The sequence below is a fragment of the Mesorhizobium sp. LEGMi-168a genome (assembly GCF_058312955.1).
Window position 1 is genome coordinate 75,110 of the sequence record NZ_JBZEGV010000006.1, and the last position, 21,200, is coordinate 96,309.

At 63.7% G+C, this 21,200-nt stretch carries 17 protein-coding genes and 1 tRNA gene; 6 read left to right on the top strand and 12 right to left on the bottom strand.

The genetic code is table 11. The features are described from left to right. Positions 1-22: 22 nt before the first annotated feature. The 5 genes from AC4FWB_RS10690 to AC4FWB_RS10710 are packed head-to-tail and all read right to left on the bottom strand — an operon-like array spanning position 23 to position 5,977. Entirely contained in the window at positions 23-1,534 is a 1,512-nt protein-coding gene (locus tag AC4FWB_RS10690; protein WP_491025968.1) for an aldehyde dehydrogenase family protein, read from the bottom strand. 10 nt (positions 1,535-1,544) lie between these two features. Then, positions 1,545-2,321 carry an enoyl-CoA hydratase/isomerase family protein gene (locus AC4FWB_RS10695; RefSeq protein WP_491025969.1) on the bottom strand — a complete coding sequence of 259 codons (777 nt, stop codon included), beginning with the start codon at positions 2,319-2,321 and terminating at the stop codon, positions 1,545-1,547. Continuing rightward, positions 2,314-3,915, bottom strand: coding sequence for an acyl CoA:acetate/3-ketoacid CoA transferase (locus AC4FWB_RS10700; protein WP_491025970.1), 1,602 nt, complete (start codon positions 3,913-3,915; stop codon positions 2,314-2,316). The genes AC4FWB_RS10695 and AC4FWB_RS10700 overlap by 8 nt, the downstream gene beginning before the upstream one ends. Continuing rightward, positions 3,912-4,928, bottom strand: a complete 1,017-nt coding sequence (locus AC4FWB_RS10705; RefSeq protein WP_491025971.1) for a Gfo/Idh/MocA family protein — start codon at positions 4,926-4,928, stop codon at positions 3,912-3,914. The genes AC4FWB_RS10700 and AC4FWB_RS10705 overlap by 4 nt, the downstream gene beginning before the upstream one ends. Further along, the gene (locus AC4FWB_RS10710) at positions 4,925-5,977 is read right to left on the bottom strand and encodes a LacI family DNA-binding transcriptional regulator (RefSeq protein WP_491025972.1); all 1,053 of its coding nucleotides are present in this window, start codon (positions 5,975-5,977) and stop codon (positions 4,925-4,927) included. The genes AC4FWB_RS10705 and AC4FWB_RS10710 overlap by 4 nt, the downstream gene beginning before the upstream one ends. 231 nt (positions 5,978-6,208) lie before the next feature. Between AC4FWB_RS10710 and AC4FWB_RS10715 the strand changes: the two genes are divergently transcribed. Then, positions 6,209-7,363 (top strand): dihydrodipicolinate synthase family protein, encoded by a 1,155-nt coding sequence (locus tag AC4FWB_RS10715; protein ID WP_491025973.1) that lies wholly within the window; start codon positions 6,209-6,211, stop codon positions 7,361-7,363. Between the two features lie 127 nt (positions 7,364-7,490). Here AC4FWB_RS10715 and AC4FWB_RS10720 read toward each other — a convergent pair whose 3' ends face one another. Beyond that, positions 7,491-7,667 (bottom strand): hypothetical protein, encoded by a 177-nt coding sequence (locus tag AC4FWB_RS10720; RefSeq protein ID WP_491025974.1) that lies wholly within the window; start codon positions 7,665-7,667, stop codon positions 7,491-7,493. 8 nt (positions 7,668-7,675) lie between these two features. Beyond that, positions 7,676-8,485 (bottom strand): hypothetical protein, encoded by an 810-nt coding sequence (locus AC4FWB_RS10725; protein ID WP_491025975.1) that lies wholly within the window; start codon positions 8,483-8,485, stop codon positions 7,676-7,678. 149 nt (positions 8,486-8,634) lie between these two features. Here AC4FWB_RS10725 and tnpA point away from each other — a divergent pair, with 149 nt between their 5' ends. Then, positions 8,635-9,063 carry an IS200/IS605 family transposase gene (gene tnpA / locus AC4FWB_RS10730; protein ID WP_491025976.1) on the top strand — a complete coding sequence of 143 codons (429 nt, stop codon included), beginning with the start codon at positions 8,635-8,637 and terminating at the stop codon, positions 9,061-9,063. A gap of 317 nt (positions 9,064-9,380) precedes the next feature. Here the strand turns inward: tnpA and AC4FWB_RS10735 are convergent. Further along, a tRNA-Val gene (locus tag AC4FWB_RS10735) sits at positions 9,381-9,455 on the bottom strand. Positions 9,456-9,570: 115 nt separating this feature from the next. Next, entirely contained in the window at positions 9,571-9,933 is a 363-nt protein-coding gene (gene cpdR / locus AC4FWB_RS10740) for a cell cycle two-component system response regulator CpdR (protein ID WP_006199474.1), read from the bottom strand. Between the two features lie 164 nt (positions 9,934-10,097). Here cpdR and AC4FWB_RS10745 point away from each other — a divergent pair, with 164 nt between their 5' ends. After that, positions 10,098-11,039, top strand: coding sequence for an N-formylglutamate amidohydrolase (locus tag AC4FWB_RS10745; protein WP_491025977.1), 942 nt, complete (start codon positions 10,098-10,100; stop codon positions 11,037-11,039). Positions 11,040-11,343: 304 nt separating this feature from the next. Beyond that, the gene (gene hisN / locus AC4FWB_RS10750; RefSeq protein ID WP_491025978.1) at positions 11,344-12,117 is read left to right on the top strand and encodes a histidinol-phosphatase; all 774 of its coding nucleotides are present in this window, start codon (positions 11,344-11,346) and stop codon (positions 12,115-12,117) included. Between the two features lie 113 nt (positions 12,118-12,230). Here hisN and AC4FWB_RS10755 read toward each other — a convergent pair whose 3' ends face one another. Next, positions 12,231-12,689, bottom strand: coding sequence for a styrene oxide isomerase (locus AC4FWB_RS10755; protein ID WP_491025979.1), 459 nt, complete (start codon positions 12,687-12,689; stop codon positions 12,231-12,233). Between the two features lie 161 nt (positions 12,690-12,850). Further along, complete coding sequence (locus AC4FWB_RS10760) at positions 12,851-13,807, bottom strand: alpha/beta fold hydrolase (protein ID WP_491025980.1); 957 nt, start codon at positions 13,805-13,807, stop codon at positions 12,851-12,853. 461 nt (positions 13,808-14,268) lie between these two features. Here AC4FWB_RS10760 and AC4FWB_RS10765 point away from each other — a divergent pair, with 461 nt between their 5' ends. Then, a complete protein-coding gene (locus tag AC4FWB_RS10765; RefSeq protein WP_491025981.1) occupies positions 14,269-14,736 on the top strand; it encodes an Hsp20 family protein in 468 nt (155 codons plus the stop codon). A gap of 77 nt (positions 14,737-14,813) precedes the next feature. Here AC4FWB_RS10765 and AC4FWB_RS10770 read toward each other — a convergent pair whose 3' ends face one another. Beyond that, positions 14,814-15,866 carry a threonine aldolase family protein gene (locus AC4FWB_RS10770; RefSeq protein ID WP_491025982.1) on the bottom strand — a complete coding sequence of 351 codons (1,053 nt, stop codon included), beginning with the start codon at positions 15,864-15,866 and terminating at the stop codon, positions 14,814-14,816. Between the two features lie 493 nt (positions 15,867-16,359). On the opposite strand from AC4FWB_RS10770, the gene gltB reads away from it, so the two are divergent. Next, positions 16,360-21,081 carry a glutamate synthase large subunit gene (gene gltB, locus AC4FWB_RS10775; RefSeq protein WP_491025983.1) on the top strand — a complete coding sequence of 1,574 codons (4,722 nt, stop codon included), beginning with the start codon at positions 16,360-16,362 and terminating at the stop codon, positions 21,079-21,081. Positions 21,082-21,200: the final 119 nt, after the last annotated feature.

Below are 21,200 nucleotides of genomic sequence, written 5' to 3' on the forward strand. Positions count from 1 at the left end.
ATGGCCGCCGGGGTCTCCCAACTCAGCCGACCCACCATCCGGTGCGCTGGCCGCGATGAAACTGGATAGTCTTTTCCTCGGTATAATCCTCGACCGCGCGTTTGCCGAGTTCGCGTCCAAGACCGGACTGCTTGTAGCCGCCGAAGGGCAGTTCGGGATAACCTTCCATGAACGTGTTCACCCAAACCGTCCCCGAACGCACACCGCGCGCCACCGACATGCACGTGTCGATGCTGGCGCTCCACACACCCGCAGACAGACCATAGGGCGTGTTGTTGGCGATGTGCAATGCCTTTTCAATCGTTTCAAAAGTGAGCACGGAGAGCACCGGCCCGAACACTTCCTCGCGGGCGATGGCCATGTCCTCGGTGACGTTGCGGACGATGGTCGGGTCGAGATACTGGCCGGCGTTGGAAGCGAGCTGTCCGCCGCCGCTATAGACGCTGCCGCCGTCGGTTTTCGCGGCGGTAACATAGCCGGCTACCTTTGCCATGTGGTCGGCCGAGATCATGGCGCCGACCTTGGTGCGGTCGTCGAGTGGATCGCCGACTTTCACCTTCTCGGCCAGCGCCTTGACCGTCTTGAGGAAGTCGTCGGCGATCGCCTCATGGACGATGAGCCGGCTGCCGGCATTACAGCACTCGCCGGCATTGAAGAAGCCGCCGAACACGGCGGCGTCCGCCGCCGCTTCGAGGTCGGCGTCGGGGAAGACGATCTGGCCGTTCTTGCCGCCGAGTTCCATCGAAACCTTCTTCAGCGAATTCGAGGCGGCGGCCATGGTCATCTTGCCGACGCGGGTCGAGCCGGTGAAGGACACCATCTCGACCAGCGGATGGCTGACCATCGGCGCGCCGACATCGGCGCCGAAGCCGGCCAGGATGTTGACGACCCCGGCCGGCAGGCCGGCCTCGAGCAGGATATCGCCGAGCACGAAGGTCGAGGCCGAGGTCATTTCGCTCGGCTTCACCACCGCCGTGCAGCCGGCGGCGAGCGCGAAAGGCAGTTTCTGGCTGACGATCAGGAAGGGGAAATTCCATGGCGTGATGATCGAGACGACACCGATCGGCTCGCGCAGCACCACGCCGAGCATAGAGTCGCCGAGATTGGCGTAACTCTCGCCATGGAGCGTGCGGGCAAGCGAGGCGGCGTAGCGCCAGATGTCGACGGCGCCGCCGATCTCGCCGCGCGCCTGCGCGATCGGCTTGCCGGATTCCAGCGCGTCGAGTCTGGCGATCTCTTCCAGCCGGGTTTCGATCAGATCCGCCGCCTTGAGCAGCACGGCGGCCCGTTCGGAGGCCTTCATGCGCGGCCATGGGCCGGTCTCGAAGGCTCTATGCGCGGCCTGCACCGTGGCTTCCACTTCCGCCGCGCCTGCCTGAGCATAGCGCGAAACGGCGAAACCGTGCCCGGGGCTGCTGCGCTCGATGGTGCGGCCGTCGCGGGCGTCGACATGCTTGCCGTCGATCAGAAGCTTGTAGCTCTTAGGCGCCGCGGACGCCTCAGCAGGCATGGAAATCTTGAGGGGTGCGTTCATCGTGCTTTCTCTAGGATCTCGAAAAGGCCGGCTTCCGCTTGGCCTTGAAGGCGCCGACGCCGGCCTTGAGGTCGCCGGTCAGCGCAATGAAGCCACTGGCAAGCGCTTCCGTGGCGGCAGCGTCTTCCTCGCCTTCGGCGATGCCGATCATCAGCTTGGCGGCCTCGGTCGCCAGCGGCCCCCGCTCGGCGATTTTTTCTGCCCAGGCTTTAGCTTCGTCGTATGCCTTGCCGGTTTCGACGACGCGGTCGACGATGCCAAGCGCGAGCGCGTCGGCCGCCAGAAAGATCTCGCCGCCCAGCGCCATGCGCCGCACCGCCTGCGCGCCGAAGCGACGTACGGCGCGCTGCGTGCCCGACCAGCCCGGCACGACGCCGATCGAGGTTTCGGGGAAGCCGAGCTTCACCTGGGTTTCGGCGACGCGAAAGTCACAGGCCGCGGCCAGTTCCAGCCCGCCGCCCAGCGCATGGCCGGACAGCACGGCGATGGTCGGTTGCCGCAGACGCGCCAGCCGGTCGAAGACGCGATGGCCAAAGCGCACCCATTGCACCTGGAAGTCGGCGGCGCTTAATTGTGCCCATGCCTCGACGTCGCCGCCGGCGCAAAAACCTTTGCCTTCGCCGCGGAGAAGCACGACGCGGACGCCCTCGGCCAGTTCCGCCTCGTCCAGCGCCGCTTCGAGCGCGCGCAGCATCGGGATGTCGAGCGCGTTGAACTTTTCCGGCCGGCGCAAGGTGACGATGCCGACTGCGCCGTCGGTTTCGAAAGTGACGAGGCGCTCAGCCATGCGCGCCTCCGAGCGAAGCGCCGCCGTTGAGCGAGAGGCCGATCGGCCGGTCCTGGTAGAGCGACGCGGGCGTCACCTTCAGATCGTTGGCGATGGCAAGCGGAATCTCGGCCTGTGCCAGCACATCGCGTTCGAGGTCGATGCCGAGCGCCAGCTCCGTCACCATCAGCCCGCCCGGCGTCAGCTTCATCACGCAGCGCTCGGTGACATAGGTGATGTCCTGCCCTTGCGCGACCGCTCGCTTGCCGGAGAACGAGATGTGCTCGACCTCATCGACTACCTTCTTGACCTTGCCTTCCTGGTCGATGCGGATGGCACCGTCGGCCAGCGACAGCTTTGCGCCGGCGTTGAAGAAGCCGGAGAAGACGATCTTCTTCGCCCGCGCCGTGATGTCGACGAAGCCGCCGGCGCCGGCGGTGACATGCGGCCGTGCCGAAAGCTTCGAAACATTGACCGAGCCGTGGCGGTCGATCTGCAGGAAGGAAAGCAGCGAGGCGTCGAAGCCGCCGGCCTGGAAATAGATGAACTGGTGCGGCGAGGGCATGATCGCCTCGGCGTTGGAAGCGCAGCCGAACTTGAAGTCGAGCAGCGGCACGCCACCGACCGCGCCCTGCTCGATCACCCAGGTGACCTTGCCGTGCTGGCCTTCCTCCAAGAGGATGCGCGGCACGTTGGCCGAGATGCCGAAGCCGATATTGACGGCCATGCCGTCGCGCAATTCCATGGCGACGCGGCGCGCGATCACCTTCTGGATGTTCATCTCCGGCGTGCGGAAGGAAGATAGCGGCCGGAAGATCTCGCCCGAGATCGCCGGGTCGTAAGGCGTCTGGGTCGTCTGCAACTGGTCGGGCGCGACGACGATATGGTCGACCAGCACGCCGGGAACGCGGACATCGTGCGGCTTCAGCGTGCCGTTCTCGACGACGCGCTTGACCTGCGCAATGACGATGCCGCCATTGTTGCGGGCCGCCAGCGCCTGCTCCAGCCCGCCGAGATAGGCGCCCTCATGCTCGTAGGTGAGATTGCCGCGCTCGTCGGCCGTGGTGGCGCGGATGATCGAGATGTTGGGGACAATGGCGCGGAAATAGAGCCATTCCTCGCCGTCGAACTGCTCGACCGAGACGATCGGCTCGCTGGCAGCCGCGTTCATGGCGCAGCCCTGGTGGCGCGGGTCGGCGAAGGTGTCGAGACCAACCTTGGTCAGCACGCCAGGCCGTTTGGCGGCGGCCTCGCGATGCATATCGAACAGGATACCCGAAGGCACGTTATAGGCGGCGACCGAATTGTCGCCGATCATCTTCCAGATCCGCGGCGGCTCGGCGGAGGAAGGACCGGACGGGTAGGAGCCGCAGAGCGTGCGCTTCAGCAAGCCTGGCTTTGCCAGATGGTCGATGCCCTTAATGCCATACATGTCGCCGGCGGCGATCGGATGCAGCGTGGTGATCGCCGTCGGATGGCCTTCCGCGTCGAAGCGCTCGCCGATCGCGGCAAGCACGGCATCCGGGCAGCCGAGGCCGCTCGACGACGACACCGAGACGACCATGCCGTCCTTGATCAGGCTGGCGGCCTGTGCTGCGGAAACGACCTTGCTCAAATTCCGCTCCCGAGTTTCGGATCGATCGAAACGGTCTTGCCGGTCTTCGCCGACAGCAAAGCCGCCTCGGCCGCTGCCAGCGACCAGACGCCGTCCTCGCCGGTGGCAGAGGGCTGGCCCTCGCCGCGGATGGCGGCATGGAACTGGCGCAGCGATCTCGTGTAGAGGTCCCCGCGGTCGAAGCTCAGTTCTTCCTCGCCGCTTGCCGTGCGCAGCAAAACGGAACCGACCGGTTTCTGCGTCATCACATTGCTGGCGATGAGCGAGCCTTCCGATCCATGCACCTCGAAGCCGGTGCCGGCGAACTTCGTCGTGAAGCCCTCATGCGATTGCGCGATGACGCCCGACTTGAAGCGCCAGATGCACATGGCGCCGTCCTCCAGCCCGCCGCCGGCCATGCCGGCCGACTGCGTGAAGGCCGAGATTTCGACCGGATCGTCGCCGAGCACGAAGCGCAGCGTGTCGGCGTCATGCACCGTGATGTCGAGCACCACGCCGCCGCCGGCTTCGGGCCTGGCGATGCGCCAGCCCTGCAGGTTCTCCGGCAGATAGACGGAATGGAAGACGCGCGCGGCGATCGGCTTGCCGATGCGGCCGGCGGTAATCGCCTCGCGCATCGCGCGGTGCGCACCGGCATTGCGCAGATGGTGGTTGGTGCCGAACACGATGCCGGCTTCCTTGGCGGCCGCAACCATCTTGCGCGCATCGGCGCTGGTCAGCGCCAACGGCTTTTCGCAGAGCACATGCTTGCCTGCCTTGATCGCGGCAAGCCCCTGTTCGAGGTGCAGTTCGTTGGTGGTCGAGATGTAGACGGCGTCGATGTCACCGCTAAGCAGCGCATCGAGGCTCGTGACGGCGGCCGGAATGCCGTTTTCCCGGGCATAGGCCTCGGCGCGGTCCGGATTGGAGCTCATCACGGCGGCGATCTCGCCATCGCCTTGAGCGCGGATGGCGTCGATCATGAATTGTTTGGCGATCGTGCTCGCGCCGATCAGGCCCCATCTCACGCTCATGCCGCGTCTCCCATTCCAGCGCCGCGCGCATTGCGATCCGGCCCGCAGCTTTCCCTGACGGCCAGGCTGACCGCGCCGATATGATCCTCGGCGCGCGTGGTGCGCGACTGGATCATCTTCAGCATGACGTGGGCGGCGCGCTCGCCGAGGCCGGCGGTGTCGACGGCGACGCTCGTGAGCGCAGGGATGTAGTGTTCGGCCTCGGCGACATCGTCGAAGCCGACCACGGCAAAATCCGCGCCGGCCTCGAGGCCGCGCTTGCGCAGCGCCAGCATGACGCCGAAAGCGACGGCATCGTTGAAGCAAAGGGCTGCCGTCGGCGGCTCGAATGCCGCAAGGGCAGTCTCCAGGCAGGCCATGCCGCCTTTGCGGCTGGTCTCGCCTTCGACGATGGTCCTATCGGTGGCGGGAATGCCGTGAGTCTCGCAGGCTTCGAGGAAGCCGCCCAAGCGGTCGTGATAGACCACCAGGTCCGAGGAGCCGCCGAAGAAGGCCAGCCGGCGATGCCCCTTGCCGATGAGATGCTGGGTGGCGAGAAAGGCGCCGCGATGGTTGTCGGGCGCGATCGCGGGGATGCGGCTCTCGGGCAGGCGGCGCATGGCAAAGACGATCGGCACGCCTGCCGCCTCGATGCGGCGGAAAGCGCCCGGCGTGGTGCCGCGTGCCGGTGACACGATAAGGCCTGCGACGCCCTGCTCCATCAGCGACTTCAGCACCTCTTCCTGGCGTATCGGATTTTCCGCCGTGTTGGCGATGAAGGGCACGATGCCGGCCGCCTGGAAGACGCGCTCCATGCCGACCGCAAGCTCCGCGAAGAAGGGATTGGTGAGGTCGTTGATCACCATGCCGATGACGTTGGAATGCGCCTTGCGCAGATTGGCGGCGCCGCGGTTGTAGACATAGCCGACATCCTCGATCGCCTTGCGGACTTTGGTCGCGGTTTCAGGCCGAATCAGCCCGCTGCCCTGCAGCACGAGCGATACCGTCGATTTGGACACGCCGGCCTCGCGGGCAATGTCCAGGATCGTCGCCTTGGCCCGGCTGGCCATGTCCGCGCAGTCCTCCGTGTTTGGCGCCAAATTTATTGGAACGTTCTAAACATCATGCCAAACCGGAGTCAATCGGGATTCGCACGGAATTCAAAAAATTGATGGATCAGTCGCAAATGCAAGACTTTGACGTCGGGATGGGGCATTGAATCGCTTCAGTTGCCAGAATCATAAAGGTTCTTGATTTATTGGAACGTTCCATTTATAGGGCTGCCGCAAAGGGAGATTTGCATGGACATCATCCTGCCTGCGGAGAGTGGCGACCGCGTCGGCTACCGGCTGGTCGGCCAACCGGTGGACGCGATCATCGGCGCGGCTTTCCCGCGTATCGCCTATGCCGCGGCCCATGTCGTCGCCGATCCTTTCGCCATGACCGATCCCTGGTCTCGGGCTGCGGTCGACTGGGACAGGACCATGGCTTTTCGCCATCATCTGTGGCGGCTCGGTTTCCGCATCGCCGAAGCGATGGATACCTCACAGCGCGGCATGGGTTTCGACTGGGCGAGCGCGAAGGAACTAATCCGCCGCTCGATCGCCGAGGCGCGCACGGTGAAGGGTGCCGATCTCGCTTCCGGCGCCGGCACCGACCATCTGGCGCCGGCGGCCGCAAGGACGCTGGACGACGTGATCAGTGCCTATGAGGAGCAGTTCGCTTTCATCGAAGGCGAGGGCGGCAAGGCGATCATGATGGCAAGCCGCGCGCTGGCGGCAGTGGCCAAGGGGCCGGATGACTACACGCGCGTTTACGACCGCATCCTCAGCCAAGCGTCGGGCAAGGTGATCCTGCACTGGCTGGGCGACATGTTCGATCCGGCTCTGAAAGGATATTGGGGGAGCGACGACTTTGACGCTGCGCTCGACACCGTCGTCGCCATCATCGAACGCCATGCCGACAAGGTTGAAGGCATAAAGATCTCGCTGCTCGACGCGGGCAAGGAGGTGTTGCTGCGCAACCGCCTGCCGGAAGGCGTGGTGATGTTCACGGGCGATGATTTCAATTATCCGGAGCTGATCGCCGGCGATGGCAAGAACCATTCGCATGCGCTGCTCGGCATCTTCGACGCCATTGCGCCGGTGGCCAACGCCGCGCTGGCGAAGCTCGGCGCGGGCGACCGGGTCGGCTACGACGCGCTGATGGCGCCGACCGTGCCGCTGTCGCGCAAGATATTTGAGGCCCCAACCGAGTATTATAAGGCCGGCATCGTCTTCATGGCCTGGCTGAACGGACATCAGGATCATTTCACCATGGTCGGCGGCATGCAGTCGGCGCGCGGCATATGCCATTACGCAGACGTGTTTCGCCTCGCCGACAAGGCTGGCTTGCTCACAAACCCCGATCTCGCCGTCGCCAGGATGAAGAGCTTCTTGGCGGTAGCAGGCGTCTGAGCCGATGCCCCGCGCGGGGGATTTGCGTTTCGCCGGCAAATCTGGTTTCGCTTGCCAAAATCGCGATCCATCAAGGCGATTGTGACTACGCGTGAGCAAATGGAAGTTCCGGGCTTGGGGGGGGCGGCTAGCGGTCGTCACCGCGGCCGGTCAAAATATCGGCAAGGCTGCCGCCCTGGCGTTCGCTCAAGCCGGATCGCACATCGTCATAACCGGGGGGCAGCGACCTGGCCAAGATCGAGGCCGTCGCCGACCAGGCGCGATCCTTCTCGACCGATGCGAGCTCAAATGACCGTGGCGACACACGCTCGCCTACGGGATCCACAAAAGGTAGAGAAAATACGCCATCCCAATGCTCATTCCTGTGAGCAATGAAGCAAGCAGGTAAAACACCCAGCGTGCATCTCCTTGGGGCGCAGGATCGTGCCAAAGGCGGCGCAACATCCATAGCGCGTAGACCGAAAAGCCACCCGCGAGCAGGGAAATGGCAACCTTGAACGCGAAGAGATCGTAGCGGCGCAGGATAACTCCGCCGACCGAAAGAGGGATAACAATCGCCAGGTGCTTCAGTGCTTCCGGAACCCTTCCCATTGGCCGGGCGGCGGGTGGCCGCTGAACGAGAGACGGATAGGCCTGCAGCAGCTTCGTGTATTGGGGAGGGATTTGCCGGAGAGCGCGGTCGTAGGCATCTGGCCGAAGCAACACCCCAAACCTGCTTCTCAGCAACAGGTGGTCCATGAACGTGGGGTCCTTGCGCACTACTGCGATTGCCGGAAACGGCGAGGTGGCGCGATGGAGAATGCGGTCAACGTCAGCCCAACGTGCCTCCTGCCATCCTACCACGCTCTTTGCGCGTATTCCGTCCAGTCTGACATCGATTTGATCGATGTTAAGCCTAATCCGCGCAAGCCCAATTCCAACAAGCCCGCAAAAAAGAGCCAGCGCTGCGTGAAAAGCAAATCGTGCCATCGGCGGCATTAGCGCCACCAGACGCGCTGGCCAGGAATGAGTATGCCAGTTCGGATCAAGCGAGGCGATGGCCATCCAAATACACCAAAGCGCGATAGCCACCATAAGCAGCGCGCCCTTCATAAAGGGATCGGATCGAAGCCAGTTTGCCACAATATTCTCCATGCATGCCGAGCGATACGGCAGAACCGGCGAACATTCCGTTGTTCAGCCGCTGAAGAATTTAAAGTCCCCGATAGGGGTCTTGAACTCCCCCGCCTTTAGGCGGCCGGGTTGCGGCGGTTGTGCTGTATGTTGATTGAATGGAGAGCTACAAGCATGGCAACCATACGATTTGGGACTGCAAATATCATCTGGTTTGGGTGACGAAGTACCGCTACGCGGTGCTTGGCGGCGACGTTGGCCAGCGTTGCCGGGAACTATTGCGCGAGACGGCGCGAGCGCATGAGATGGTTGTGCACGCCGGGTCGATCAATCGGGACCATGTGCACATGCTGGTGTCGATCCCGCCGCGGCTGTCGGTATCGCGAGCGGTGCAGCATCTGAAAGGGCGTAGTTCGCACAAGCTGTTGAGCGAGTTCGCGATATTGCGCAGGCGCTACTGGGGCCAGCATCTGTGGGCGCGGGGCTATTGGGTTGTGAGCAGCGGCAATGTGACGGACGATATGTGGGCTGAATACATCAAGAACCAGACGCCGGCAGAGCCCGATGACAACTTCAACGTCATCTGAGTTCGCACTCCGTCCGCCGCAGGCGGACCGATCCGGCTTTGAGCCGTAACTGAAGCCACCGCCTTTTAGGCGGTGGAGTATTCACGGACTGCATAAAATCATAAATGCGACATCGGTGAACGGAAGCTCGGGCGGTGGAACGTCTTGGTCAACGTGGAATAGCCCTGCCTACGAATGCGGGCCTGATATTTGTCTCGGTGTTTGGGGATCGAAGCCATAATTAGCGTTCCCTGGAGCCAGAGTGGAGCCAGTAGCCAATTGACGGTTCTTCGGAGGGCAGCCTAGGTTTGTTTATTCAGCAAAACCAAGGAGTTGGATGGTGGGCGTGACAAGGATTGAACTTGTGACCCCTGCAATGTCAATGCAGTGCTCTCCCGCTGAGCTACACGCCCATCCGAAGCCGCGCATACACCATTTTTGGTCCGGCGCGTCAATAGCAGGAATAAGAAAAGAGGGCTCCGTTTTGCCGCAGCGGCGAGAAGCGCTTATGCCTTGCCGGAAGACCGTTCAGGCGGCCTGCAGCATCTTCTCGACCTCGTTGACGAGGTCGCGCAGATGGAAAGGCTTCGACAGCACCTTGGCGTCCTTGGGCGCCTTGGAATCCGGATTGAGCGCGACGGCGGCAAAACCGGTGATGAACATCACCTTGAGGTCCGGATCGATCTCGGTGGCCCGACGGGCAAGCTCGATGCCGTCCATCTCGGGCATGACGATGTCGGTCAGAAGCAGCGAGAATGGCTCCTCGCGCAGCCGCTCATAGGCGCTGGCGCCGTTGTCGAAATCGCTTACCTGATAGCCGGCTCGTTCCAGCGCCTTGACGAGGAACCGGCGCATATCGTCATCGTCTTCCGCCAGCAAAATGCGTGCCATGTTGTCCCGTCCGAATCACCACCCCAAGCCTGCCGACGGGCAAGCCCGTTAACCATCCTGTATATGAGGAGGAGACGGTAAACATCAAGTGAACGTTGGCCTTGTCCTTGCCGCTAGGGCCAGCCGTTTCGCGAGGCTGAAATGCTGGACATGCCGGGCGCAAGATGGCAGTTTCGCATCATGATGCATTGCTGTTTGCTGGTTCGTTCAAATTGAAGACGGCAGCCGAGGATTTTTCGATCGTACCACCCTTCGAAATCCGATCGGGCGCCGAGCAACGCGTCCCTTTCCTGTTCAATTCGCCGCATAGCGGCCGCCACTATCCCGAGCGCTTCCTCGCCATGGCGCGGCTCGACCGCAACGCCATACGCCGGTCGGAGGATTGCTATGTCGATGAGCTTTTCGGCGGCGCCGTCGCGCTCGGCGCGCCGATGCTGGCGGCGAACTTCCCGCGCGCCTATCTCGACGTCAACCGCGAGCCATGGGAGCTCGATCCGCGCATGTTCGCGGAGCCGGTGCCGTCCTTCTGCAACATTCGATCGGCCCGCGTCGCCGGCGGGCTCGGCACCGTGCCGAAGCTGGTCGGGGAGGGGCTAGACATCTATGCCGGGCGCCTGCCGCTCTCCGAGGCGGTGGGGCGCATAGAGACCGTCTACAAGCCGTATCACGAGACGTTGAAGCGGCTGTTGACCAGGACCCATGCCAGGTTCGGCTACGCCGTGCTCATCGACTGCCACTCGATGCCGGCTAGCATCCGGGTCGGCGACAACGGGGTGCGGCCGGATTTCATCATCGGCGACCGCTTCGGCATTTCCGCGACCGCGGCTCTGACTGAGACGGCGATCGGCCTGCTGACCGGCATGGGCTACGCGGTCGCGCACAACAAGCCTTATGCCGGCGGCTTCATCACCGAGCATTACGGGCGGCCGGCACGTCATCTCCACGCGCTGCAGATCGAGGTCAATCGCGGGCTTTACATGAACGAACGGACTTTTCAGAAATCGGCCGGCTTCGACGCACTTGCCGACGACCTGACGCGGTTTTCGGCCGAGGTGATGTCGATACCCGACCATCATTTCGTCGACCTGCCGCTCGCTGCGGAATGACCGCGACGCGGCCGTTCGCGGCCTAAAAAAAGACCGCATCGTTTTCACGACACGGTCGAAGTCTAGGGAGGAAACGCCCAAGGAGGGCATGGACAGAGTAACCTGTCCGAGAACAAAACTATTGTGCGATGCACAAATGTCAATCGACTTCAGGGTTTTTTAATTCAATATGATGTGGAAATTCCGCTTCGGCGGCTGAGGTGTGACATTGGGGCAACAGGAGGGAAGCGCCTGACCCCGGCTTCACGCTTCTCTTCCGGCGGAAACAGCGGCTGCCGATGGCTGCCGCAACGGGGAGAGTGAGTTGGACGTCAGCATCGATTTCATACGGCGCATAGCGTGTGCCGCGGCCGCCGAGACCTTGCCGCGCTTCCGCAGCCAGGGCGCGGTCGCCAACAAGCAGGCGGAAAGCTTCGATCCGGTGACGGAGGCCGATCGCGAGGCCGAGCGCGCCATCCGGGCGCTGATAACGGCGGAATACCCCGATCACGGCATTCTTGGCGAAGAGCATGGCAGCGAGAACATTTCGAGCCGGCATGTCTGGGTCATCGACCCGATCGACGGCACGCGCGCCTTCATCTCCGGCCTGCCGGTGTGGGGAACGCTGGTTGGGCTGACGGTCGACGGCGATGCCGTCGCGGGCCTGATGTCGCAACCTTTCACCGGCGAGCTGTTCTATGCCAATGCCTCCGGCTCGCATTACGAAGGTCCAGGCGGCCAGCGCAAGCTCACGACCCGCAAGACGACGGAGCTTTCGCAAGCGACGCTGTTCACCACCACGCCGGCGCTGTTCAAGGGCGAGGCGCGCAATCGCTACGATGAGTTCGAGAAGCAGGTGCAGCTCGCCCGCTACGGCACCGACTGCTACGCCTTCGCCATGGTGGCCGCGGGAAGCGTCGACATTGTCGCCGATCCCGGCTTGAAACCCTATGACATCGTGGCGCTGATCCCGATCATCGAGAAGGCGGGCGGCGTGGTCACCACCTTCGAGGGCGGGCCGGCGGAAAAGGGCGGCGACATATTGGCGGCGGCGACGCCGGAATTGCACGCCGCGGCGATGGCGGCGCTACGCGGCTGAGCATCTCGCTCTAAAGCGTGTCGCGATCTTTCAGATTCGCTCCGTGCGCTTTAGGTTTTTGATTTTACGCATGTCCTTGTCCCGAAACCGGTTCCCACTTTCGGGATCATGCTCTATGCGTCGGTGGACGGAGCGCCCGCGAGACGCAGGCCCCACAGGATGAGGGCGAAAGAGATCAGGCCGGTCGGCGCAGACGAATACCCTACTCCTTTGATCACGCCTTCCTGGAAGGCGCTGCCGTGGAAGGCTCCGGCCGCCAGCGGCATCGTCTCGTTGCCGGCGCCCCAGATGCTGGCCATCACATAGGCGGCCAGGATGGCCAAGGCCGAATAGATCAGGAACCAGAATGCAACCCGCGACATTGCGGCACCGAGATTGAGCCTGGGCCACATGAGACCCAGCGCCAGCAGGAGAACGCCCTGCAGGCCGCTGAGCGTGTGCGCGGACAATCCGAGCCGCGGCGCGGCGAGGTATGGGATCGCAAACCCTTCGAATGATGAAAACAGCAAGAGGGCGACGCCAATCTGCAGCAGGCGATGGCCCTGACGCGGCAGCGTGTTCGATGCGTTCATGTTCTCTCCTCCCGGTCTCTATCGACTGGCGTGACCTCCTGGACAGCAACCTAGCGCTCGCCACCCGAACGGGAATAAGCGCCGAGGCGGCGAAGTTTGCCCATCGGTCGGGGAGCGCCGCCGCGGACTGGCTCTCAGGACGAGCGTGCCGGCGCGGCCGGTCAAGCGCTGTCGCCGGTTCCGGGAACAAAAGCATCGAAGGCCGCGAGGAACTGCTCGCGGTAAAGATCCTTCTCCTGCAGGATCTCGTGATGCGCGCCGTCTATCATCAACAGCGAGCCGACGCGCAGCCGCCTGGCGTAGGCTTCCACTTCCTTGGTCGAGACGACCTGGTCGGCGCCGGCGGCGACAACCAGCATCGGCACCCGGATTCCTGCCATGAAGTCCGGGTCGCTGATCGCCTCGGAGGCCTCGGCGGCAGCCTTCAGCCAGCGGATGGTCGGGCCGCCGAGCGCGAGGTGTGGCCAGGCCTTGTAGATGCCGGTGTTGCGGCGGTAGCGCTCGGGATCCGAGGTCACCTTGTTGGTTTCGAAAGGCGTCGGCAATTTCGGCCGCGGCCCCAGAGCGGCATAAAGCCAGCCGAGGCCCAGCGCGCAGAACACCGTGCAGACGCGCCGCACGGTGGTTATCGAAACCGGCAAGTCGGGCACGGCCAGGAAGGGTGCGATCAGCACCATGCGGCGCACCCGATTGACCATCGACGGCGAGGCAAGCAGCGCAATCACCGCTCCGGTCGAATGGGCGAGGATGTAATAGGGGCCGCGGCAATCCGGCAGCACGATCTCCTCGAAGAATTGCTCGAGATCACGGGTGTAGTCGCGGAAGCTACGGACATAGCCGCGCTGGCGGTCGCGCAGCAGGCGGCTGGAATCGCCCTGGCCGCGCCAGTCGAGGACAGCGACGCTGAAGCCGCGGTCGGCGAGGTTGCGGATGGTCTCGAAATATTTCTCGATGCACTCGTTGCGGCCGGTCAGCAGCACCACCGTGCCCTGCAGCGGGCGGGCGACCGCGCCGAAGACGCCATAGCGGATCTTCTTGCCGTCGCGGGTGGTGAAAAAGCCGCCGCCGGCATTTTCGGGCTGCGGATTGCCCTCGGTCTGGTGGAAAAGATCCGTCATTCGGCGCTTCGTTGATTGCTCTTTGCCCGAACGGGCCAGGCGTTGCCATGGTGATAGACGGCCATGCGCCAAAAGCAAAGGCGTTGCTGGGATTTGGGCTGAGCGGGGAGGCCGGAAGCGCTTGCGGCGCGCTTCCGGCCTCTGTCGATCCGGGAGGAAGGGACGTTGCACCCGGTTCGGCCTCGTCGCGGCGTCCGATCGAGGCGCCGCATGTCTGTCATCTTGGCTGCAGCTTAGCGAGGTGAGCCTGAACGGATGCCGAAGCCGCGGTTCATCTGGCGTTCATCGGGCGGAAAGATCGAAGGGAAGTTGATCGCCCGAAGTTCTTGAAATGGGCTTTTGCGCTTCCCAAATGGAGATTGCGGCCGCCGATGTCGGGGCCGCTGGCCTATCCGGGACGCCTTTCGAGGGTTCCGCACCGGGTCACACGCAAACCATGTTGCTCAACAGGAGAACACACCATGCGTCACGTTGATTTTTCCCCGCTTTATCGTTCGACCGTCGGCTTCGACCGGCTCTTCACCATGCTCGATACGCTCGGCCAACCCGAGAGCGCGCAGACCTATCCGCCCTACAATATCGAGCGCACCGGCGAGAACGCCTATCGCATCTCGATGGCTGTTGCCGGTTTCTCGGAAGACGAGATCTCGATCGAGGCGCACCGCAACGTGCTGACCGTCAAGGGCGAGCGCAAGGAAGAGAACGACAGCGAAGGTTCCGAGCTGCTCTATCGCGGCATTGCCTCGCGCGCCTTTGAGCGCCGCTTCCAGCTCGCCGACCACGTCGAGGTCGAGGGCGCCACGCTGAAGAACGGCCTGCTCTTCGTCGACCTCAAGCGCAACATCCCCGAGGAGCTCAAGCCGCGCAAGATCGCGATCACCTCGTCTTCGGGCAAGGCCAAGCAGATCGCAGCCAAGGCTGCCGCGTAACCCGCAGGCTCCATATGTAAGATCAAGTCTCCCTCCCGAGACGAAAGCGGCGCCGAGAGGCGCCGCTTTTTTGTCAGCTACCCAGCGAGCAGAGCGCCAAGACGATCAATCTCTTCCGCCGTCGTGGCGAAGCTGGCGACGAAGCGGTAGATCGCTTCATTGTCGCCGAGATGGCCGTCAAAACCCTGCGGCACGCCCCATTCATAGAATTTGGCGCCGGCCGCCTGCAGCTTTTCGGCAGTGCCGCGGTCGAGGATCGCGAACACCTCGTTGGCCTGCGGCAGCCAGGCGAGCCTGCCCGCCGGCGCGTCCTCGATGGTCTCGGCCAGATGCGCGGCCATCGTATTGGCATGCCGGGCCATCCTCAGCCACAGGTCGTCGTTGAGATAGGCTTCGAACTGGGCCGAGATGAAGCGCGCCTTGGAAAAGGTCTGCCCGGCGCGCTGGCGCAGCAGGCGCAGATCCCGGCCGACTTCCGGGTTGAAGATCACCACCGCGTCGGCCATCCAGCAGCCGTTCTTGGTGGCGCCAAAGGAGATAAGGTCGACGCCGCTCTTCCAGGTCATTTCCGCCGGCGTGACATCGGTCGCGGCAATCGCGTTGGCGAAGCGCGCGCCGTCCATATGCAGCGGCAGTTTGTGACCCCGGCTGACCTCGGCAATCGCCTTGACGTCGTCGACGGTATAGACCGTGCCGACCTCTGTCGCCTGGGTGATCGTCACCGCCATCGGCTGGCCGGCGGGTGCAAGGTCCTGGGAATAGCGTTTGATAGCCCTGTCCAGAGCCTGCGGGTTAATGCGTCCCAATGGACCCGGAACAGGCGCCATGCGCGCGCCGCCGGTATAGAAGCCCGCTGCGCCGAATTCATCGACATTCATATGCGCTTCGGAATGGCAAAGCGTGATGCCTCCGATACGGTTCAGCGCCGCCATCGACAGCGCATTGGCCGCCGTGCCGGTCGCGACGAAGAACACCTGGACGTCCCGATCGAAGATCTCGCTGAAGCGGCGGTAGACGGCCCGGTCAAGGTCGCCGTCGCCATAGGCGGTCGCGATGCCGGCCGCGTGCCGGGAAAGATTGGCCGAAATGTCGGGATGGACGCCCGCCCAGTTGTCGGATGCAAAGAACATCGAGAGGTCCGTATCGTGGTTGCCAAAACGGGCGCGACTTGACTGCTTTGGCGCCCGAAGCGCAAGGGCCAATCGTTGGCAAAGCGGTGAAGCCAGCCGGCAGCGTTAAGGGGCTACGATCAAAGCTTACGTTTCTCGATCTCGTCACGAAATTTTGTGTCGCGGCGTGGCCAAGATTTTTGTGAATCGGTCTTGTGCGGGGTCCTGATTTCTGTCATAAAAAATTTAGGACAGTAGTGCTGTCTTATTTTGTCGCACAAAACAGGCTGGACTGGCGTATCATCGCTGCCATTCCGGCCATTGTCGCGAGCGGCGGGTAGACGGCTCCGCTCTGACCTGTACGATACCGGGTGCGAACCGGGCGTATGGCCGAATGGTTCGGCAAGAATTCGCGAGACGTGCAGCAAGGATGAAGGGGAAGCATTGTGCTTCCCAAGGCAAACCAGCGCCCCAAGTCAAAGCAGCGACAGGGTGCGGAACGGAGGATAGGACGATGACGGAACTGACGCCATCTGCGATCAACGGCCAGGCCGCGCAGACGAAAGCGGCAGCCGTCAAAAATCCGACTCGCACCACCACCGGCTTGACCGCGCAGGGCCTCTACGATCCGCGCAACGAGCATGACGCCTGCGGCGTCGGCTTCATCGCCAATATGAAGGGCGTGAAGTCGCACCAGATCGTCGAGGATGGTCTGGCGATGCTGGAAAACCTCACCCATCGCGGCGCCGTCGGCGCCGATCCGCTGGTCGGCGACGGCGCCGGCGTGCTGGTGCAGATACCGGATCAGTTCTTCCGCGAGGAGATGGCGGCCAAGGGCGTCGAACTGCCGCCAGTCGGCCAGTACGGCGTCGGTCACTGGTTCATGCCGCAGGACGCGGCCCTTCGCGCCCATATCGAGGACATCATCGCCGAATCGGCGCAGTCCGAAGGGCTGCCGCTGCTCGGTTTCCGCGATGTGCCGGTCGACAATTCGTCGCTGTCGAAGGCGCCGGATATCGTCGCATCAGAGCCGTCCCACCGGCAGGTGTTCATCGGGCGCACGCCCGACATCACCGATGACGAGGAGTACGAGGCCAGGCTCTACCTGCTGCGCAAGGTGATCTCGGGCCGCATCTACGCCGAGAACGACAACAAGGACATCGGCGCCTATTGCGTGTCGCTGTCGGCGCGGACCATCGTCTACAAGGGCATGTTCCTGGCCTACCAGGTGGGCGCCTACTACAAGGACCTCAACGATCCGCGCTTCGAGACCGCGCTGATCCTTGTCCATCAGCGCTTCTCGACCAACACCTTCCCGTCCTGGAAGCTAGCGCATCCCTACCGCATGGTCGCGCATAATGGCGAGATCAACACGGTGCGCGGCAACAACAACTGGATGGCGGCGCGCCAGGCTTCGGTCGATTCCGAGCTGTTCGGCAACAACATCTCGAAGCTGTGGCCGATCTCCTACGAAGGCCAGTCGGACACGGCGTGCTTCGACAACGCGCTCGAGTTCCTGTTCCAGGGCGGCTACAGCCTGAGCCATGCCATGATGATGCTGATCCCGGAAGCCTGGGCCGGCAACAAGCTCATGGACGCCGACCGCAAGGCTTTCTACGAGTACCATGCAGCGCTGATGGAGCCGTGGGACGGGCCGGCGGCGGTCGTCTTCACCGACGGACGCCAGATCGGCGCGACGCTCGATCGCAACGGCCTGCGCCCGGCGCGCTACATCGTCACCGACGACGACCGCGTCATCATGGCTTCGGAAGCCGGCGTGCTGCCGGTGCCGGAGGAAAAGATCGTGCAGAAGTGGCGGCTGCAGCCTGGCCGCATGCTTCTGATCGACCTCGCCAAGGGCCGCATCATCTCCGACGAGGAAATCAAGTCGGAGATCGCGACCAGGCACCCGTACAAGACCTGGCTCGCCAACACGCAGCTCATCCTTGAGGATCTGAAGCCGGTCGAGCCGCGGGCGTTGCGCAAGGATGTCAGCCTGCTCGATCGACAGCAGGCCTTCGGCTACACGCAGGAAGACACCAAGCTTCTGATGGCGCCGATGGCGACCACCGGCCAGGAAGCGGTCGGCTCGATGGGCACCGACACGCCGATCTCGGCGATGTCGGACAAGTCGAAGCTGCTCTACACCTATTTCAAGCAGAACTTCGCCCAGGTCACCAACCCGCCGATCGACCCGATCCGCGAGGAACTGGTGATGAGCCTAGTGTCCTTCATCGGTCCGCGGCCGAACATCTTCGACCTTGTCGGCACGTCGCGCCGCAAGCGGCTGGAAGTGCGCCAGCCGATCCTGACCAATGGCGATCTCGAGAAGATCCGCTCCATCGGCCATACCGAGGACCGTTTCGACACCAAGACGATCGACATCACCTATGCCTCGAACGAAGGCGCTGCGGGCCTGCAGGGAGCCATCGACCGGCTCTGCGAGCGGGCCGAGGCGGCGGTCGCCGGCGGCTACAACATCATCATCCTGTCAGATCGCCAGATCGGACCGGACCGGATCGCCATCCCCGTGCTGCTCGCCACCGCGGCGGTGCATCACCACCTGATCCGCAAGGGCCTGCGCACCGCGGTCGGGCTGGTCGTGGAATCCGGCGAGCCGCGCGAGGTGCATCATTTCTGCTGCCTGGCCGGCTACGGCGCCGAGGCGATCAATCCCTATCTCGCCTTCGACACGCTGCTCGACATGCACAGGCGCGGCGAGCTGCCGGAGGAGGTCGACGAATACGAAGTCGTCTCCCGCTACATCAAGTCGATCGGCAAGGGTATCCTCAAGGTGATGTCCAAGATGGGCATCTCGACCTATCAGTCCTATTGCGGCGCGCAGATCTTCGACGCCATCGGGCTCAAGTCGGACTTCGTCGAGAAGTATTTCACCGGCACCGCGACGCTGATCGAAGGCGTCGGGCTGGACGAGATCGCGACCGAGACGCTCACCCGCCATACGGATGCCTTCGGCAACGACCCGGTGCTGCGCAACAGCCTCGAGGTCGGTGGCGAATACATGTTCCGCATGCGCGGCGAGGCGCATATGTGGTCGCCGGACGCGGTCGCCACCTTGCAGCATGCCGTGCGCCAGGGCTCCTGGGACACCTTTAAGGACTATTCGGCGCAGATCGACAGCGCGACGGCGCGGGCGCAGACCATCCGCGGCCTGTTCAAGATCAAGCTCGCCGAGGAAACCGGGCGCAAGACGGTCGCGATCGACGACGTCATGCCGGCAGCCGAGATCGTCAAGCGCTTCTCGACCGGGGCGATGTCGTTCGGCTCGATCTCCAGGGAAGCGCACACCACGCTGGCGCGCGCCATGAACACCATCGGCGGCAAGTCGAACACCGGCGAGGGTGGCGAAGAGGCCGACCGCTATCTGCCGCTGCCTGGCGGCGGCAAGAATCCGGAACGCTCGGCGATCAAGCAGGTCGCGTCGGGCCGTTTCGGCGTCACGGCGGAATATCTCGTCAATTCCGATGTCATGCAGATTAAGGTGGCGCAAGGCGCCAAGCCCGGCGAGGGCGGTCAGCTGCCTGGACACAAGGTCGACGCGACCATCGCCAAGGTCAGGCATTCGACGCCTGGCGTCGGCCTGATCTCGCCGCCGCCGCATCACGACATCTATTCGATCGAGGATCTGGCGCAGCTGATCTACGATTTGAAGAACGTCAACCCGGCGGCCGATGTCTCGGTCAAGCTGGTGTCGGAGGTCGGCGTCGGCACGGTTGCGGCGGGCGTCGCCAAGGCGCGCGCCGATCACATCACGATCTCCGGCTATGACGGCGGCACCGGCGCCTCGCCGCTGACGTCGCTCAAGCATGCCGGCAGCCCATGGGAAATGGGTCTCGCCGAAACGCACCAGACGCTGGTGCTCAACGGCCTGCGCTCACGCGTGGCGCTGCAGGTCGACGGCGGGTTGCGCACCGGACGCGACGTCATCATCGGCGCGCTGCTCGGCGCCGACGAGTTCGGCTTCTCGACCGCGCCGCTGATCGCGGCCGGCTGCATCATGATGCGCAAGTGCCACCTGAACACCTGCCCGGTCGGCGTGGCGACGCAGGATCCGGTGCTGCGCAAGCGCTTCAAGGGCACGCCCGAGCACGTCATCAACTTCTTCTTCTACGTGGCGGAAGAGGTGCGCGCGCTGCTCGCCGAAATGGGCTTCACCCATCTCGACCAGATCATCGGCGACACCGACCTGCTCGAGAAGCGCGACGTGATCCAGCACTGGAAGGCGCGTGGGCTCGACTTCTCAAAGATGTTCTTCAAGCCCGACGCGCCGCACGAGGCGCTGCACTGGACCGAGCGGCAGAAGCATCCGATCGACGACGTGCTCGACCGCAAGCTGATCGAGCTGGCGAAGCCGGCGCTCGAAGCCAAGCAGGCGGTCACCATCGAGCTGCCGATCCGCAATGTCGACCGCTCCGCCGGAGCGATGCTGTCGGGCGAAGTGGCCAAGCGCTTCAAGCACAAGGGCCTGCGCGAGGACACGATCACCGTCAAGCTCACCGGCACGGCCGGGCAGTCGTTCGGCGCGTTTCTCGCGCGCGGCGTTTCCTTCGATCTGGTCGGCGCCGGCAACGACTATGTCGGCAAGGGCCTGTCGGGCGGCCGCATCGTCATCCGCCCGCCGGAAGAGGCCAAGATCGTAGCTGCTGACTCGATCATCGTCGGCAACACGGTGCTCTATGGCGCCACCGAAGGCGAGGCCTATTTCGCCGGCGTCGCCGGCGAGCGTTTTGCCGTGCGCAACTCCGGCGTCGTCACCGTCGTCGAAGGCGTCGGCGACCATGGCTGCGAATACATGACCGGCGGCATCGTCGTCGTCATCGGCAAGACGGGGCGCAACTTCGCCGCCGGCATGTCGGGCGGCGTCGCCTATGTGCTCGACGAAAAAGGCGATTTCGCCGAGCGCTGCAACATGGCGATGGTCGAGCTGGAGCCGGTTCCGGAAGAGGACGACCTGATGGAGAAGCTGCTCCATCATGGCGGCGACCTCGACCACAAGGGACGCGTCGACGTCTCCGGCGACATGACCAGCCACGATGAGGAGCGGCTCTATCAGCTGATCTCGAACCACGTCCATTACACCGGCTCGCTGCGCGGCCGCGAGATCCTCGACAACTGGCAGAGCTTCCGGCCGAAATTCCGGAAAATCATGCCGGTCGAGTATCGCCGCGCGCTGATCGAGATGGAACGCATGCGCATGAGCGTGGCGGCGGAATAGGCTTCGGGCATGGCCGGGGAGACAATGCCCCGGCCGGCCTCCTCACCAACAATCCTGACCTCGGAACCAAGGTTGCCATGGCGGCCTTATGAGGTTAACGGGTGCGCCGACAAGCTAGG